Annotated in this window: 14 protein-coding genes; 4 read left to right on the top strand and 10 right to left on the bottom strand. The window is 68.6% G+C overall.

Translation table 11 applies throughout. The features are described from left to right. Window positions 1-18: 18 nt before the first annotated feature. The 8 genes from RJT37_RS08505 to RJT37_RS08470 form a co-directional block, all read right to left on the bottom strand. The gene (locus RJT37_RS08505) at window positions 19-3,078 is read right to left on the bottom strand and encodes a DUF7286 family protein (protein ID WP_313689457.1); all 3,060 of its coding nucleotides are present in this window, start codon (window positions 3,076-3,078) and stop codon (window positions 19-21) included. Next, window positions 3,078-4,025, bottom strand: coding sequence for a DUF7284 family protein (locus RJT37_RS08500; protein ID WP_313689916.1), 948 nt, complete (start codon window positions 4,023-4,025; stop codon window positions 3,078-3,080). Before RJT37_RS08500 ends, RJT37_RS08505 begins: the two co-directional genes overlap by 1 nt. Continuing rightward, window positions 4,022-4,393 carry a DUF7285 family protein gene (locus RJT37_RS08495; RefSeq protein ID WP_313689454.1) on the bottom strand — a complete coding sequence of 124 codons (372 nt, stop codon included), beginning with the start codon at window positions 4,391-4,393 and terminating at the stop codon, window positions 4,022-4,024. Before RJT37_RS08495 ends, RJT37_RS08500 begins: the two co-directional genes overlap by 4 nt. 73 nt (window positions 4,394-4,466) lie before the next feature. Beyond that, complete coding sequence (locus tag RJT37_RS08490; protein WP_313689451.1) at window positions 4,467-4,946, bottom strand: DUF7283 family protein; 480 nt, start codon at window positions 4,944-4,946, stop codon at window positions 4,467-4,469. Between the two features lie 148 nt (window positions 4,947-5,094). Next, a complete protein-coding gene (locus RJT37_RS08485) occupies window positions 5,095-6,852 on the bottom strand; it encodes a type II secretion system protein (protein WP_313689448.1) in 1,758 nt (585 codons plus the stop codon). Next, the gene (locus RJT37_RS08480; RefSeq protein ID WP_313689446.1) at window positions 6,849-9,071 is read right to left on the bottom strand and encodes an ATPase, T2SS/T4P/T4SS family; all 2,223 of its coding nucleotides are present in this window, start codon (window positions 9,069-9,071) and stop codon (window positions 6,849-6,851) included. The genes RJT37_RS08485 and RJT37_RS08480 overlap by 4 nt, the downstream gene beginning before the upstream one ends. 76 nt (window positions 9,072-9,147) lie before the next feature. Next, complete coding sequence (locus RJT37_RS08475; RefSeq protein ID WP_313689444.1) at window positions 9,148-9,618, bottom strand: DUF7311 family protein; 471 nt, start codon at window positions 9,616-9,618, stop codon at window positions 9,148-9,150. Beyond that, window positions 9,615-10,367, bottom strand: a complete 753-nt coding sequence (locus RJT37_RS08470) for a DUF7310 family coiled-coil domain-containing protein (RefSeq protein WP_313689441.1) — start codon at window positions 10,365-10,367, stop codon at window positions 9,615-9,617. The genes RJT37_RS08475 and RJT37_RS08470 overlap by 4 nt, the downstream gene beginning before the upstream one ends. A 78-nt stretch (window positions 10,368-10,445) precedes the next feature. Here RJT37_RS08470 and RJT37_RS08465 point away from each other — a divergent pair, with 78 nt between their 5' ends. After that, window positions 10,446-11,528, top strand: a complete 1,083-nt coding sequence (locus tag RJT37_RS08465) for a tubulin/FtsZ family protein (RefSeq protein WP_313689439.1) — start codon at window positions 10,446-10,448, stop codon at window positions 11,526-11,528. A gap of 34 nt (window positions 11,529-11,562) precedes the next feature. Here RJT37_RS08465 and RJT37_RS08460 read toward each other — a convergent pair whose 3' ends face one another. After that, window positions 11,563-12,918: an alkaline phosphatase family protein gene (locus tag RJT37_RS08460; protein WP_313689437.1), complete on the bottom strand. Its 1,356-nt coding sequence runs from the start codon at window positions 12,916-12,918 to the stop codon at window positions 11,563-11,565. Window positions 12,919-13,096: 178 nt separating this feature from the next. Between RJT37_RS08460 and RJT37_RS08455 the strand changes: the two genes are divergently transcribed. From RJT37_RS08455 to RJT37_RS08445, 3 genes are read left to right on the top strand one after another with little or no spacing between them, the layout of a single operon-like run. After that, window positions 13,097-13,543, top strand: a complete 447-nt coding sequence (locus RJT37_RS08455) for a DUF5788 family protein (RefSeq protein WP_313689435.1) — start codon at window positions 13,097-13,099, stop codon at window positions 13,541-13,543. Continuing rightward, complete coding sequence (polX, locus tag RJT37_RS08450; protein WP_313689432.1) at window positions 13,540-15,294, top strand: DNA polymerase/3'-5' exonuclease PolX; 1,755 nt, start codon at window positions 13,540-13,542, stop codon at window positions 15,292-15,294. Before RJT37_RS08455 ends, polX begins: the two co-directional genes overlap by 4 nt. A 3-nt stretch (window positions 15,295-15,297) precedes the next feature. After that, window positions 15,298-15,792 (top strand): Mut7-C RNAse domain-containing protein, encoded by a 495-nt coding sequence (locus tag RJT37_RS08445; protein WP_313689430.1) that lies wholly within the window; start codon window positions 15,298-15,300, stop codon window positions 15,790-15,792. 68 nt (window positions 15,793-15,860) lie between these two features. On the opposite strand, the gene RJT37_RS08440 is transcribed toward RJT37_RS08445, so the two are convergent. Continuing rightward, window positions 15,861-16,859 (bottom strand): cell division protein CdpA domain-containing protein, encoded by a 999-nt coding sequence (locus RJT37_RS08440; protein ID WP_313689427.1) that lies wholly within the window; start codon window positions 16,857-16,859, stop codon window positions 15,861-15,863. Window positions 16,860-16,939: the final 80 nt, after the last annotated feature.

Raw genomic sequence — 16,939 nt, 5'->3', positions numbered from 1 at the left:
TCTCGGCTTTTCCTTTTCTCACTCCCGCGAACAGCGTCCAGTCGGCGTGACGCACCGTGGTCCGGGCTCGGGATCGCGCCAGGCCACCGACCGCTCGTCGACGTTGCCGTCTCTGTCGCCGACGCCGAGTCCGCCGGCGGGAACGGCCACGACCGCGACCGTCCGGACGCGGAAATCGATTCGCTCGTTTCGTCCAAGCAGCTCCGCGCTCCCGTCGTCGTCGACATCGAGCGAGACCGCCGTGCCGTCGCGAACGTACGTCGTCTCGCCGGCCGCCGTCGTCACCGCAAAGCGGCCGTAGGCGCCTCGTGACTCGATTATCCAGACGTTCGTGGTCGCGATCCAGGGGCTGAGCGTCGGCGAGATCGGTAACCCGGCCGGGATACCGCCGACGCGGCCGTCGGTCGCGCGGTCGATCCCTTTCTCAGTCGCGCGCTTTGCTGTCTCCTCTGCTTGCTTCTCGGCGGCTTTGCGGGTCGCGGACACAGCTTCCTCGACCGCCGCCTGCGAGACACGAACCGACTCGGAGGTCGCTACACGCCGGAGATCGACACGAAGCGCCGTTCGGATGCGATCCTCGGCGACCGAGTCGTCCGTTCGACCACTCGCTGCCGACTCGGCGACGGCGAGCGACGCCGTCGTCCGCGCCAGCGACCCGTTCGCGGCCGCGACCGCCTGCGGTCCGGGGCCGCCCCATCGCGCCAACGCCCGCTCGACGACCGACTTGCGTTCGGCCCGCGAAAGCGACGTTTCAGTTGCCAGGGTTCGCTTCGCTCGCCGTCGAACCGGGCCAAGCGAGTCGGCGACTTTCGTTTGCAGGTGATTTCTGCGGGCCCGGAGCGTCGCGTTCGACGACGACGCAAGCGCTCGACCGGCGGCGATGAGCGACTGGCCAGCGGCGCGCAGCGAGACCCGTCCCGGATCTCCCAGGAGCGTCCGGGTGACGATGTCGGCGGTGTCGCCGTAGGGAACGGCGAAGAGGTTCACGTTCCGGACCGCAAGCCCGACGTACTGCTCGTCGTCCGCGATGCCATCGACGAGCGCGCCGTCGACCGGTTCAGATGAGAGGTACGCAGGATCGCCGTCCGGGACCAGCGTGGTCTCCCCGCGCACGCCCGATCGACTGCCGAACTCTTTTTCCGGTGATGGCGGATCGGGCGTGAGATCCGCGAGCTTATTTGCACGCGAGGCGGCGATCCCCTTCGCGTCGAACGCGCGACCGATGCCGGCGTTCTGCTCGCGGGTCTGTTCCGCACGGGCGTCGAGACGAGCGATGACCCGATCGAGATACGCCGCCCGGGCAGCCACGCGGGTCCGATCGGCCACGCCGTCGTACCGGGATGGCGCATCGATCAGTTCCGCACGCCGCTCGCGAACGAGCGCGGCGAGCCGGGCTGCACCGTTGACGCGACCGGTAGCGGCGTCGCTGGCGGGCACCTCGACGGAGAGTTCTCTGACGCGGTCGCGGAGATCTGTGAGGTCCTCGTAGACCCACGGCTTGAGATCCCGCGGTCGATCCCCAGTGACTGTCGTCGACGCACTCGTTCGCCCACCGGTCACTGCCCGCCGGGCGATGGCGTCGGCACCGCCGAGGTCCGACACCAGACGGCGACTCGCTGCATCCCCCTCTCTGAGGTTGGGGCCGGAAAGCGGACCGGCAGACTCGAAAACCGGGCGGACAGGTTCAGACGGGCCCGGAACGTCACTGAGGCGACCCTGGACAGTCACCCGGACGCGGGAGATGTCGCGCCAGGATGCAGTCGTCGTCCGCGGCGTCTCGTTGACCTTCACCCACGTCCGTTCGATGGTGTGACGCTCGACGACCCGTCGGGTTGCGGTGTAAAGGCGTCTCTCTCCGAGCCCAGCCCGGACGACGTCGGTTCGGCGCCCGCTACCCTCGACCGAGACGTCAATCGAGGTGTGAGAGTAGACGAGCGTCCAGTTCTCGCCGGGTGCGCGCGGCGACGGTGGGTGGTCGTTTCGGACGGTCGAAACGTCGGCGCCGACGGAGACAGTCGCGGTGTAGCCGTCGCGCTTGATCGATTCGAGGCTCTGGTCTCCGTTCTCACCGCGGAGCAGTCCCAGAAACGCCTGGTCAGCGGTCCCGTTGACGCCCACCGAAATCGTCCGCGTCGCCGGGAGCGCTCCGCTGTCTGCGTCGTCGCGCCGCTCGGGCGCGTTCGGATCGGGCAGTTGTCCCGTCGCTGCGGACACGACCTGGGAGTTCGTCCGCGGGTCGAACACGTCCGTGACGCCCGTCTGAAGCGTCGCCCTGCGCACGCCGGCCGCCGCGTCGGGGTCGCTTCGGCCGAACGCGGCCCGCTGGGCGTCGAGGAGTCCCGCGTTCGTCGAGAGCGCGACGTGTCGGTTGGCGAGGACGTTCTCGATCGGAAGCCCGCCGTACTGTCCGAGTCCTCGCGCCTGTGCGATTGCGGTCACGCCGACCGTCAGTCGACGCGCGAGCCCGGGCGACTCGATCGGATCGGCGTCGAGCCGGGACTGGAACCGCTGGGTGCGGTCGTGCAGCGCCAGCACGGGCACACCGACGGTGACGGTCCGATTCACGCGTTCTCTGTCGACCACCCGGCCATTCTCCTCGATTGTCATCGTCAGATTGCGGATCGTCACGCGGAGCGCCGTCCCGTCGTCGACGCCCGATATCGAAACGTGACGGAGCGCCTCCGGGACGGTGTCGACGGATTCCCCGAGGGAGACGCGCGCCCGGGCCGTCCCGCGCCGGTGTTCGACGGTCGCCATCGCGTCCCGCGCGGCGAGGAAAATTCGGAGCCGGAGATATCGACGAAAGGTGTTTGCTCCCGCCAACGCCCCTCCCGCCTCACTTTCCGCGGCGGCAGTGACCGGTTCGCGGGCGGCGGCTCGGGCAGCGTCACGGACTGCCGTTCTGAGTGCCGCCGTCGCCTCGGCGTCCACGCGATCGGCCGTGACGTCGGCCGATCGATCGACCGGAGCGGGGCCTGTCGTCGCAAGCGAGGCTGCGAAGGTCGAACTGCCGACCAGGAGCAACACGCCGATCAGCGCGAACGGGACCCGCGCGCGGTCGTCGTCAGCGAGACGCATCAGCGGGCCTCCTCACCGGCGTCCCACGTTTGGACGACGATCCGGACCGACGAGACGGAGACGTTCTCGGCCGCCGCCGTTGGGCCGTCGTACCGATTCCGAAGGTCCGCGGCCATCCGCGGCGCAAGCGCGTCTGCGAGCCGAGCGTTCGCCGCGTCCGTGTCTTCAGTCGCAAGCGGCGTCGAGAGCGAGGTGTTCGTCACGGCTGCAAGTCGGTCGTATCGATGTCGAACCAGGGCAGCGGTCGGGTCGTCACCACGGAGCGTGATCCGCGCGGGACCGGGCGGCACGAGGACGGCAACGGTCCGGTTTGCGACCGCGGCCCCGAGCGCATCGAAATCGGTCGTCGCCGACTCGGAGACCGGATCGGCGCGAGTGGGAACCGTGAGCGTCGCGGCGTCCACCCCGGTGGACGGGGGCTCGGGGCCGACGGTGGCTCTGCCGCCGATCGGGGCTCCAGGATACGGTCGCCAGATCGCATCGATGCGGATCCGCGCGCCGGTTCGGGCTCGTACCGCGTCGCGAACAGCGCGACGGAAGTCGATCCGGGTTCGCGTGAGTGGCGTCCGTTCCGACACAGCGGACGTTCCGTTCGCATCTGTGATCCCACTCCCGGCGAGACCGCTGTTTGCGGTCGCGGCGCGCGCGAGGAGTCCGCCGAGGCTACCGTGTGCCGTCCGATCGAGTTCGGGCGAATCAGCCGCACCGGTCCGTGAGCCACTCCTCGCTGCGCTGCTCCGGTTGCCCGGTGTCCTCTCGGAGTCCCGTGCGGCTTCGAGTCCGGGCGCGAGTGAGTAGTTGACCTGCGCAGTCGTGGTCGCAAGCGTCGCCGCGACGGCGTCGGCCCGTCCGGGGTCTTCCGTCGACGGGCTGTCGACCCCGACGAGTCCGACGACGGCCGCCGAGATGAGTAGCAGGCACAGCACCGCATCGATCGCCGCGTTCATCGCCACACGTAAACGCGGAGCCGACCCCAGACGACGCTGCCGTCGCCGAGCGCGACACTCACCGGGCGATCGGCGGTATCGACAGCCGTCTCGGGAGAACCTGCTCCTGCGGGAGACATCCGTCCGTTCGTCCAGCGACCATCGGGCGTCGTGACCACGACTGCGAGATGATGCCCATCGGGCGCGACGGTCTCGGCACGAGAGAGGCCGACCGGCGAGACCACCCCGCCCTCACTCACAGCATCGTACACGCGATCGAGCGTCGGCTCGGCGAGCGCGTTGTCGGTCCCCGTGGGCACCACAGCCCCGAGTGAGGTAGCATACAGCGAGACGCCGGTACAGACCGCAAGGAGAGCGATCAGTGCCACGACCGGCGTCGTCTGTGCTCGGGAGCGGGTGGAGAATGCGCGAGAGGACCTGCAGGGTTCCCGCGGAGATGCCTCACGCATCGACGAGGACGACATCCACTCCCTCCCAGGTGACGCGTCGGACGATCAGCGTTCGATCGACCTCTCGCCAGGTGGCGTCCTGACCATCGGCCCGCGCCCCGACGATCGCTTCCCGGAACGCCTGTGGCGAATCAAAGACCCGGCTCGGGGACGTGCCATACAGGACGTCTCGGAGCGGCGAGTCGCCGACGGGGACGGGCGTGACGGGGCCGAACGCCAGCGTCGCGTGCGCCGTGCCAGCGTCCGAGCGGAGCCCGATTCGACGGACCCCGAGCCGAATCTCGTCGGCTTCGAGCGGATGCTCCCCGGTCGCGGTGTACTCGGCGGCCGCGACGCGGTCGACCGTCCCGGCGACGGCTTCGGCGTCCGGCGGCGGTGCTGTCGGGAGCCCGGCTGCCGCGCCGACGAGCGCGACGCCCGCCAGTGACAGCCCGATCCAGCCGTACCACGCTTCGAGCGGCAGGTCGAACATAGGGCGGTTGGCCGCGTCCCCGTATATAAACGCTCGGACGATACTGGCGCCGGAGTGAGAGCTCAGTCATACTATTACTCTCACTTTTCCCCGCCGAGCTCCATCCCCGTTGGCGGCGCTCGGCGGTCAGAGATGAGAGTAATCAGTATCAGAACAGCATCGACGCACCCAGGAAAGCCACGAGATACGCCGCCGTCGCCGAACACATCGCCAGCCCGATGCGATACCCGACGAGCGAGCGATCGAGACCGCGATCGAGGCCCGTCGCCACCGCGGTGAGGATCACCGCGAGCGCGAGCACGTAGACGCCGACGGCAATCCCGAGCGTCGACGGCGCGAGCGTTGCGGCTCCCGGTGCAGCAGTGCCACCCAGCGAGGCGCTCTCGACGGCTGTCGGTTCCGTCGCGGCCATCTGAGTCGCCATCGCGACGGTCGCACCGCCGACGAGCGGCCCGAACAGCGCCGCCGTATGGGCGAGTGTACCAGTAATCGCCGCAAGCTCCCGGCGTGCATCGGCCTGGACTCGCCGGAGCTCTGTCAGGTGATCCGCCAGCGTAACGAGTGTCGGCCCGGACGGACGGCCCTCCCTGGCAGCGACAGAAAAGAGTTCGGCGGTCGCACGGGCCCTGGGGCTCGGTACCTCGCTGAGCGCGCCGTGATCGCCGAGGAACGCCCGGGAGATGGGGACACGCAGCCGACGCTGGACGCCAGCCGCGGATTCGAAGAGTTCCGCAGTCCGTCCCGTCGTGGCCTCGGCGGCTGCTCCGATGGCCGTCTCGACTGATTCTCCGGCGCCCACGCGGCGACCGACCACCGCCGTCGAGTCAGCGAGTCCGGATTCGATCTCCCGGACTTCCCGACGTACCGCCCGCATCGGACGGTAATGAACCGCGAGCGCGGCGCCAGTCCCAAGGCCCGCAGCGGCGACCGGCGTGGCCCAAGTCGCGACCAGCGAGCCAGCTATGGCCCCGACGCCGAGCCCACAGATCCCGGCGCCGATGCCGCGCGCCACTCCCGATGGAACGTCGGGATGCGCCCTCGTCACCCGCGGCGGGGGCACGGCAATCGGACGGCGCAGGAGGAGCCACACGCCAGCAACCACGAGTGCGACCGGCAGGACGACGTCGTAGAGTACGATGAACACTGTCGCAGGGACGACCACGCCAGCGGCACGGGCCGCGGGCAACACGCCGACGAGCGCGAGGGGCAGGAGAACCCCGAACGCATAGATCCCACTCGCCGGTCCGCGGACGTTGCCGGCGAAGTCGGCCATCTCGCTCCGGGCGCCGTCGAGGATCGTCTCCAGTGCGCGATCGAGTGCGCTCTCCCGCTCGCCGGTCGGCGCCTCGACGGCGGCAGAAAGCAGCGAAACCGAGCGTTCGAGCGCGGGGAACCACGGCTGCCACTCGTCGGCGAAGGCCTCGAACCCGGCTGCCGGGCCGAGGCGAGTTCGATCCGCGTGCGCTGCGAGGCTGCGGGCAAGCGGGCCGTCGCCGGTCCTGGCGGCGAATATCGCTGCGCGCTCGGGGGTCGCATCGAGTCTGAGCCGGAGCGCAGCGCGGGCGACGAGTCCGGGGGCGTCACCGAGCGCCCGGGTCCGCCGGAGTGTCGCAGCCGCGACCGGAAGTCGGTGCAGGGCGTGCGTCGTCCCGAGGCCGATTCCGGCGGCTGCCGGGAGCGTGGCCGCGAGCGGAAGCGAGGGGACGGCGACCGACAGGGCGCAGATAACCAGTAGCGCGCTCGGGAGGGCGGCTACGTAGCCCGCGCGGACGACAGTCTCCGCTCGGAGGTCGCTTTCGAGAAAGGAAAGCGAGCGGCGAAGCTCCGTCGTCGGCTCGACTGATCTCGGATACCACTTCGCCAGCCCGCGTGCGAGCCTGTGGATGCGGGCGTGCGATCCAGTCATCGGCTCTCGCTGTGCGAGCGATCGAGATCCCCGGGAGCGGTCAGCCCGACGCTCGCGAGCCGCTCGAAACGCCTTCGTTGCCCTTCCAGTAGCGAGAGGAGGTCGCCGTATGATTCCCCGCTCGCACGGAGCCGTTCCAGGACCGCGCTGTCTCCGCGAGCCACGACGCCTGTCGGGTGTAGCTTCGCGTTCTCGCGTTCGTACAGCGGGACGAAGGTCGTCCCGTCGTCGGTCGAACGGACCTCCTCGATTGCAGCGACGTGGCGGGAGTCCCCGTCGTGGGCGCAGGTGACGACGATGTCCGTCGCAGCGAAGGAGGCTGGCGGCACGCCGAGATCCGAGACGACCCGCTCCCGGACCGCGGCCGCGGAGTCGCCGTGGATTGTCCCGAGGACGGCGTGGCCGTGGGCACCGATCCGCATCGCCTCGTAGAGGGCGGCGGCCTCTTCGCCCCTGACTTCGCCGATTGCGAGCGCGCCGTCTCCGAGTCTGAGTGCTGTCCGGAGGGCATCGGTCGGCGAAAACGCACGCCCGTCTCCGGCCGCGCTGTCAGCCGCTTCGATTCCCTCCCCGACATCAGTATGAAGCGCCTGAACGTCACGCCCGTGCTCGCGGAGTGCCTCGATCGGGAGTTCCGGCGTGTCCTCGATGCTCACCAGGCGCGTCGACTCGGGGAGTTCCCAGAGGAGCGCTCCCAGGAGGGTCGTCTTGCCGGCGCCGCGCGTGCCGGCGACGATCGTCGCCGCACCGCGCTGGACGACGAGAGAGAGGAACCCCGCCGCCGCGGGCGATAGCGACCCGACAGCCACGAGTCTCGCGAGCGTGAAGGCCGTCTCGTCGCGGACGCGAAACGCGAATCCGACACCGTCACTGGCTGGCGCCGTCACGCTCGCGACGCGGATCTGTCGACCGGTCTCGGCGACGACCGCGGCATCGAGCGTCGGGGAACTGCGGGAGAAGGCGCGGCCGCTCTCCCGTCGAAAGCGCGAGGCGAGGGACGCGGCGCCGTCGGGCGTCAGCCGGACGTTCGTCGGAACGCGGTCGCCGTCGATAACGACTCTGACTGGCGAGTCCGTTACCGGCGCCGAGACCACGACCTCAGAGACGCGTGCATCGGCGAAGAGGTGCTCGAGGACGCCCAACCCGCGGGTGTGCCGTTCGAGGACCGCAGTTAGCGTCTCCATCGGATCATCCGTGTCAGCAACGCGCCTGATCGCCCGTCCCGCGGCCCGGTCACCGCCGCCGACGGAGCCGTTCGCGAGGACATCGTAGGCGGCCGCGAGTGTCGCCGTCGCGTCGGCGTCGAGCTCGTGGGCGACGGGAGCAAGGTGATATCGGGGCCCATCCGTCGCTTCGACGATCCGGACCGTCGCGCCGGTTTCGAGATCGCGGGTCTCACGGATCGGGGCGTCCGGTGGCCGGCGGGATACCCGACATCGGGATAGCGTCGGTCCGACGTAGGCGCGCAGGACATCGTCGTAATCGACGGAGGCGTCGCTGTCCTTCGACGACAGGTGGCTGACGGAGGCGTCTTCGTTTCTCGGCGACGGGCGGCCGACCGAGGCGTCTTCGTTTCCCGGCGGCAGGTGGTCGACGGAGGCGTCGCCGCCGGTCGGCGTAGAGTCGGTCTTCCCGGTCGCCGTCGCCTCTCCGACGACGCGGGCGGCACCCTCCGTGAGGCCGGTTTCGGCCGCGATGCGAGCGACTGCTCCTGCTCGCCCGGTTGCTCTGTGCGCTGCGGCGACGGGATCTCGGCGCGCCCGCTCGGCCAGCGAGTCGTCGTGAAACCCGACACGCTCGACGAAGCGACCCGCGGCGAGGAGGAGCCCCATCGACTCCTCGGCGTACGTCCGCTCCCGGCCGTCGCTCCGCGTCCGAACGACGTCCGCGTCACGGTCTGCGAGCGCCGATATCACGGTCGATCGACAGGCGGGGGCGGCTGCGAGGTCGCCGTCGCCTGGGCAAGCAGTCGCGTCGACAACGAGTTCCCGGCGATCCGTGATCCCGGTTCCCTGCGGCCGCTCGATGGAGGACTGACACTTACAGGCGTCGGCCGGGACGCCGCCGTCCGGGGATGGATTCCCTGCTTTCCGGTCCGGACTGCCAAACACGGAGTCGACGCCCGCGAGCGACGATGTGACGGCTGCCAGAGCGCCCCGTACATCCGAAATTTTCGCCGTTCCCTCGTCGTTCGAAGGACCATCGCTGTTCGGAAGCATACCGCGGCTGGCCGCGTACTCGTATATAAACCTCCGGCGGGTTCGGCCCCCTGCGATCCGTGCCGACCCCACGGAGCTACGGTGATTCCGAACGCGAGACGACGAGCGTCGGGCGACCCGCCTCGGCGACGAGCGCGATCGAGACCGAATAGCGTCCGTCGTCCCGGAAGACCACGGGCCCGTCCGGGGTCCGGATCGGCACCGGAAACGAGAGCGTCCGGCGGCGCGTCGGCGATGACTCCAGAGCGTAGGCGACGACTGAGCGGTTCCCCGGTCCTCCGGGTCGGCCCCCGACAGCGAGAAAGGCCGGTCTCGCGGCCGTCAGCGACTCCGAGGGGTATCGAACGCTGACGCGCCGGACCGCAGCCCGTCGCCGGGTCGGTATCGCGTCCGAGCCGGCGGCGAGACGCGCTCCCGCCCGTTCGAGCCGATCGACAGTCCCCTCGATCATCGTATCGGTGCGAGTGGCCCGCGCGTGATCGACTGCCGGTGTCGCGGCAGCGACCGTCGCCAGCGTCAGGACCGCGGCGATAACCAGCCGGATCACTGGAAGGCGCTGCGCAGCCGCGACGCGAGGGAGTCGCTCTCGCTATCTTCCTGTAGTTGGGAATCGGATCCCCCACCGACCGACGCTCCGCTGCTGTGACTGGTACTGTCTCTCACCCGAGGATATCCGCCCGCAGACACTCCTCGGCCGCGATCCGCACCTGCGGCGTGTTCCTCATCAGTATCCGGTGCTGGCTGTCGCCCGCCGGAATCCGGCGGTCGTGTGTCCTCCCGCTCTGTCCGGCGTGTTTGCTCACTCGGGGCGGATCCGTCGCGTTGGGTGGCTGCAGTTGCGGATCGCGGGTCGCCTTTTCGCCCGTCGTCGAACGCCCGTTCGAGCGTCTCGACCTTCGCAAGAGCGACCGACGCTCGCCGCTCGACGGCTTCGTCGATGGCGTTGACGCCGTCCAGCATCCCGCGCACTGATTCGAGTTCGGCTTCGATGGCGGTCACGCGACGTTCGAGTTCCGAGAGCCGCTCCTCGTGAGCCCTGGTGTCGTCTTTGGTTTGGTCTGTCTGGGCGTCGTCCATCTGGGAGTCAGCAGCCGACGCCTGCTGGCTCGAGTTCATCTGATCACCAGCAGTCGACAGCTGTTGCCCCGAGTTCATCTGATCACCGGCAGTCGACTGCTGGGCTGTCTCGGTCGGCGACGACGGCTCCCTCTCGGGAGTCCGGGCGTCGTCGACTGCGCGTTCGACCGGATCGAGACTGGCTGCGAATGCGTCCGTGCCCGTGGGATCGGTCGGCATACCGGCCGTGGCCGCGGCTTTAGTTATAAACCTCCGGCGGCACCAACGTTGAAGGTGCGTCTCGTTCTCTCACAAGATATGAAGTCCGTCCTGATCGGCGTCGGCCAGGCCGGCGGGAAACTCGCCCGCGAACTGGTCGAGTACGACGAGCGGATGGGATTCGACGCCGTCCGCGGCGCCGTCGCGGTCAACACCGCGAAAAACGACCTCCGTGAGCTGCCGTTCGAGACCGTCCTGATCGGACAGGACCGCGTAAAGGGCCAGGGCGTCGGCGGCGACAACGAACTCGGTGCCGAAGTGATGCAGTCCGACAGCCGCGAGGTGCTCTCAGCACTCGAGGGCGATATCACGGCCGGCACCGAATCGATCTTCGTGGTCGCCGGACTCGGCGGCGGCACCGGCAGCGGTGGCGCTCCCGTCCTCACGAAGGAACTGAAGCGGATCTACGACGTCCCAGTTTACGGCCTCGGGATCCTCCCCGGCCGCGACGAAGGCGCATTGTACCAGGTCAACGCGGGGCGGTCTTTGAAGACGTTCGCCCGCGAGGCCGACGCCCTCCTGCTTGTCGACAACGACGCGTTCCGCTCGACGGGCGAGAGTCTCACCGAGGGCTTCGACGCGATCAACGAGGAAATCGCCAAGCGAGTCGGCCTGCTGCTCGCAGCTGGCGAAGTCGTCGACGGCGTCGCCGAGAGCGTCGTCGACTCCTCGGAGATCATCAACACTCTCCGGGACGGCGGCATCGCGGCCATCGGCTACGCCTCCGCGGAAGCGGCTTCTGATCCGGAGGAGAACATCAACACCGTGATGAGCAACGCCAGACGTGCCCTCCTGACTGGATCGAGCCTGCCCGACGCCACCGATGCGGACGCGGCTCTGCTGATCGTGGCCGGCGACAACGACAGCATCCCGCGGAAGGGGGTCGAGCGGGCCAGACGCTGGGTCGAAGAGGAGACCGGGAGCCTCCAGGTCCGTGGCGGCGACTTTCCGCTGTCGAGCGATCGGCTGGCGACGCTGGTCCTGCTCGGCGGGGTCGAGCGCTCGGATCGACTGGAGACGTTTATGGAGCGTGCACAGGAGGCCCAAGCGGCTGAGACGGACCTCAGCGGCGACGACCCCGCCGACCAGTGGACCAACGACGACCTCGACAGTCTACTGTAGCGCTGTCGGCCTGTCGCCGAGGAGAAAAAGCGGTCTATCCTTTGAGAAGACTCGCGCCGTCGAACTCCGCACGGGAGTAGTCGACGTCCATCAGATCGAGGACCGTCGGCGCGATGTCGTAGAGGTCGGGCGTGACGCCCTCGATGTCGACGTCCGGATCGTCGACGTACAGCGAGGCGTTGTCGAAGCTGTGCATTCCGTTGCGCGGGCCGGAGCCGAACACGTCGTCGTGGCCCTTGAACCCGGATTTGAGGTCGAACCCGTGGTTCGGGACGACCACCAGATCCGGTGCGATGTCGTCGTGGTCGCCGCGGAACGCCTCCTCTTTCTCGACGACGCGGTCCGCCACCTTCCGACCCTCGGGACCTTCGAGCGCTTCGAGTTCGGCTTTGAGTTCCGCGCGCGTCTTTTCGTACTCATCCTGTGAGACGCTGCCGCGCGGCTCGCGCCCTTCGAGGTTGATGTAGAACCGCCCGGGAATCAGCGAGTACGCGCGGGTGTCGTCGGCGATGTCGCCGAGTTCATCGTGGTCGTCGTCCTCGTAGGAGAGCCACCCCTGCTCTTCGAGCCAGGCGTTGCAGTGGACCTCGTGATCCAAGGAGGTAAAGCCGTGGTCGGAGGCGACGACGAGCGTCACGTCCTCGGGAAGCGACTCGCGGAGTTTGCCGACGTACTCGTCGACCGCCTCGTAGAACTCGAAGAACGCCTCTCTGTTTTCACCGTCCTCCTCGTAGTCCTTGAACAGGAAGTGATTCACCCGGTCGGTGGTCATAAAGACGCCGAAAAAGAGGTCCCAGTCGTCGCGGCCGATCACGTCCGAGAAGGCCTCGTAGCGCCGGTCGAGCGTCTCGTGGGCGTTCTCGATGAACTCGCTTTTGTCGTCGTCGTGGCCGAGTTTGGCGTTGACGTCGATGCGGTAGTTCAGCGCCTTGAGTTCGTCCCGGAACTTCTCGGGGTGGGCCGCCTTCTTCACGCCCGGCGAGAGGAAGCCGGAGACCATCCGCTGGACGTTCCGCTGTGGCGGGAAGGTCACGGGGACGTTCAGCACGCTTGCCTTCCGGCCCGCGTCGGTCACGCGGTCCCACAGGCGGGTCGCCTGGACGTCCCGACCCATCGGCACGTACGTATCGTAGGAACCGTTTTCGCGGTCCTGGAAGCCGTAGACGCCGGTCTCCCCCGGGTTCACGCCGGTCGTCAGTGAAGGCCAGCACGCCGACGACTCCGGCGGGACGATGCTCTCGATCGGGCCCGCGCTGCCCTCCTCGGCGATGGCCGCGAAGTTAGGGAACCGGTCGGGGTGCTCGGCGAGGAGGCTGTAGGGGACGCCGTCGATACCGATGAAAGCGACGCGCGGCTGATCCGAGCCGCGCAGTCGGTCGAACAATCCCATACCGTCCGTTTCCGGGGCAGCGGCATAAGAAGTTTCGTCTCCGCGCCATCTGCCGGCGTCTCGGACGACTCGGCTCTTCGAGGCGGGGAGACGTCCTCGAGGGGAGAGAGCCCCCCGTTCGCTCCGGAACGCACGGCGAAGGAGCGAAGTAGGCGCCGGCCCAAGAAGTGACGAAGCCGTGAAGGAGTTCGAGAGAAAGCAGCTGCTGGAGCGCGTCAACCGCGAGGCCGCGACGGTCGGCGCGGAGATCCCCGACGCGATCGAGGTACAGGGCGAGGAGGTCGAACTCCGCGAGTTCGTCTTCGAGATCAAACGGCGCGACACCATCCCAGCGGGCGAACGCGACCGGGTCGACCGCGCGAAGAAGAACCTCCGCCGCGAGCGACTGGAGCGCCTCGGACGGATCGAGGACGGCGAGGTGTCCTACGAGGAGGGCGAACGCCTCGCCGAGAGTATCATCGGTATCGACCGCGCCCTGAACGCGCTCGAACAGCTCCGACCCGTCGATCTCGAACAGGAGTCAGCGGTGCAAGAGACTGCAGACCGCAAGCGCTGGATGAACTTCCTCCAGCAGGCGCTGGGCCACGAGGACGTCAACAGCACGGCGGGCGGAGGTCAGCTGTGAGCCGCAACGCCGAGGTCGCGCGGCAGCTCGAAGCGTTCGCGGATCTGCTGGAAGCCGACGGCGTCGAGTACAAGCCGAACGTCTACCGGCGGGCCGCCGAGAACGTCCGCGAGCATCCAGAACCGATCGAAGGCCTGGCCGCAGAGGGCGCCGAAGCAGTCGAGCGGATCGACGGCGTCGGCGACGCGATCTCCGGGAAGATCGTCGAGTACGTCGAAACCGGGGAGATCGAGGAACTGGAAGCGCTCCGCGAGGACCTGCCGGTCGATATGGCGGCGCTGACGCGCGTCGAGGGGGTCGGTCCGAAGACGGTCGGGAAACTCTACGACGCACTCGGAATCACGACCCTCGACGAACTGGCCGAGGCAGCCGAGAACGAGGAGATCCGCGAGGTCAGGGGCTTCGGCGCGAAGACGGAGGACAACATCCGAGAGAACGTCGAATTCGCTCGGGAAGCGGGGGAGCGGGAACGGCTGGGCGACGCACGGCCGCTCGCGGACGACCTCCTCGCGTACCTCCGAGACGTCGACGCCGTCGCGGAGGCGTCGGTTGCCGGCTCGATCCGTCGCTGGCGCGATACCATCGGCGACGTGGACGTCCTCGTGGCTTCCGAGGCCAGCGAGCGCGTCGTCGACGCCTTCGTCGAATGGCCGGCCGCGACAGACACCATCGAGGCCGGGGAGCACAAAGCGAGCGTCCGCGCCGACAGCATTCGCGTGGACCTCCGCGTGGTCGTGCCCGAGGAGTTCGGCGCGGCGCTGCAGTATTTCACCGGCAGCAAAGACCACAACGTGGAACTCCGAAACGTCGCGATCGAACGGGACCTCAAGATGAACGAGTACGGCGTCTTCGACGTGTCCGACGTCGATGATCCGGACGCCGGCCAGCGCGTCGGCGAACGAATCGCCGGCGAGACGGAGGCATCGATGTACGCGGCGCTCGATCTCCCGCTAATTCCGTCGGAACTCCGCGAGGGGAATGGCGAAATCGAGGCCGCCCGCGAGGGAACGCTTCCGGACCTGATCGAACCGGGCGGCCTCCGCGGCGACCTCCACACGCATACGGACTGGTCCGACGGCCGTGCCGAACTGGCCGAGATGGTCACCGCCGCCGAAGCGCGTGGGTACGACTACTACGCGGTGACAGACCACGCTACGGGCCCGGGGATGGTCGGCGACGTCGGTCTGGACGACGAGGACCTACGGGAGCAGATGGACGCGATCGACGAGGTTCGCCGGGAGGTCGACCCGGATCTGACGCTGCTGCACGGCGTCGAGACGAACATCGGCGCCGGGGGGGACCTCTCGACGGACGACGACCTCCTCGCGGAACTCGACGTCGTGGTCGCGTCGCCGCACGCCGCGCTGCGGCAGGACCGCGAAACAGCGACGAAGCGGCTGATTCGGGCCGCCGAACATCCGAGCGTCGACATTCTCGGCCACCCTACCGGCCGGCGGATCAACGAGCGCGAGGGAATGGAACTCGACATCGAGCGACTCGCTGCGGCCGCCGCGGACGCGGGAACCGCCCTGGAGATCAACGCCGATCCCGCGCGCCTGGACCTCCACGGGGACCCCGTCCGCGTCGCCACCGAGGCCGGCGCGGTGATCGCCGTCGACACCGACGCACACGCGCCAGATTCTCTCGATTACGCACGGTACGGTGTTCACACGGCCCGTCGCGGATGGTGCGAGGCCGACGACGTGCTGAACGCGTGGGACACCGAGGCGCTCCGCTCGTTCCTCCATTGACCCGTGTCCGACACCGATCGGCTCCTTCTCGATGCGATGCTCGGCAAACTGGCGACGTATCTCCGGATGTGCGGCTACGACGCGGCGTACGTCTTGGATGCACGGGAAGGGGGACGTGAGGAGGCGACTCCGCCGCCTCAAGACGACCCGAACGACGACGAAATCCTGCAGTGGGCGCGGGAATCCGGCCGAACGGTTTTCACCCGCGACGTCGACCTCGCGGGCCGCGCCGCAGACGCTGTCCTCCTGTCGTCACGCGACCTCCGCGAGCAACTCCGGGAGGTCCGCGAGGCCGGCTACGATCTCTCGCTGGCTGACCCGCCGGTCAGATGCGGCGCCTGCAACGGTGAACTCCGCGCAGTCGACCCCGAGGAGTCGCTGCCACAGTACGCGCCCGACCCGGCCGAGACCGACTGCTGGCGCTGTCGAGCGTGCGGACAGGTATTCTGGCAGGGGAGTCACTGGGACGACGTGGCGGCGACGCTCGCGGAGATTTAGGGTGAACCGACGATCAGCGACGATAACGGCGAAATGGGAGGGGACCAGCGGGAAGAGGAAACCGACGATCAGCGACGGTTCTTCCGCCGCGAAGCCCAGTCTTCGCAGGGATCCATATCGTCCATCAGTTCCTCGTGCGCACCACAGTACGGCTGGATTCCTGCGTCCGTGCGGACGTACTCGAAGTGTGCGCAGTTGCCGCAGTAGGTGTCGCCGGGAGAGGGTGCCCCCGCGGAGTCGCGGGCCCCGTCACCGGCCGCAGCGTGCGATTCGGAGGCGTCGGTGGTGGTCGAAGCGCTGGCCGACGAGCGCGAGGAACGGGGCGACCGCGTACCGCCGTTCGCTGTTGCCGGTGCGCCACCGTTCGCGGCAGTACTCGACCCGTCGAGCGGCGACGTGATGGATTCGGCGTCGGTGCCGCCGTCGGAGGCCCGACTGGACGCACCTGTTGGCTTCGAGCCACCGCCGGTCTGGGTTTCGACCTCGCCGTCCGGCGTCCCGCCGAAGAAGCCGATGCCGCCGAATCCGCCGCGGGAGCGCTCGACGGGGACGTACTTCGTCTCGTGTTTTCGCGTGACGTTCACTTTCGCGGTGCCGCCGGGGTCGTTTCGCGTTTTGAAGTTCGCAACCCCGACGAACAGCACCCAGAAGGTGAGCATCGCGCCGAGGAAGTAGATGCCGACGGTCAAAAGCGTCAGATCCGGCTTGCCGGCACCGCAGAGCGATCCCGACCAACGGCACGGGTACGCGTAGGTGAAGAGCGCGACGCCCATCACGGCGATGCCAGCGCCGACGACCCCAGCCGCCTTGGTGAGTCGCCCCGAGGGGAGGACGGCGAAGATGCCCAGGAATACCGCGGGGACGCCGACGCCAGCGAGGACGCCGCCGAGCTGTCGTTTGGCCGTCAGCGCCGCCAGTTCGCTCCCGTAGAGGACGTCGGTCGTGGCGACGACTATCCCGGCGACGACCAGTATCGCCCCGGCGAGAAACAGCGCCAACCCGAAGAGCAGTCGCCGGAGGCTCGGCCCCCTTTGTTTCCCCTCGTAGACCTCCGAGAGACTGGTCATACGGGCCCTTCGGACCCGCGACACAAAACGGTACGTCAGACAGATGCACGACGAATAGCCGCGTTTGCAACTGATTGGCC

The sequence above is a fragment of the Halobellus marinus genome (assembly GCF_032113415.1).
GTDB classification, from domain to species: domain Archaea; phylum Halobacteriota; class Halobacteria; order Halobacteriales; family Haloferacaceae; genus Haloquadratum; species Haloquadratum marinus.
This window is presented reverse-complemented; position numbering and strand designations above follow the sequence as displayed.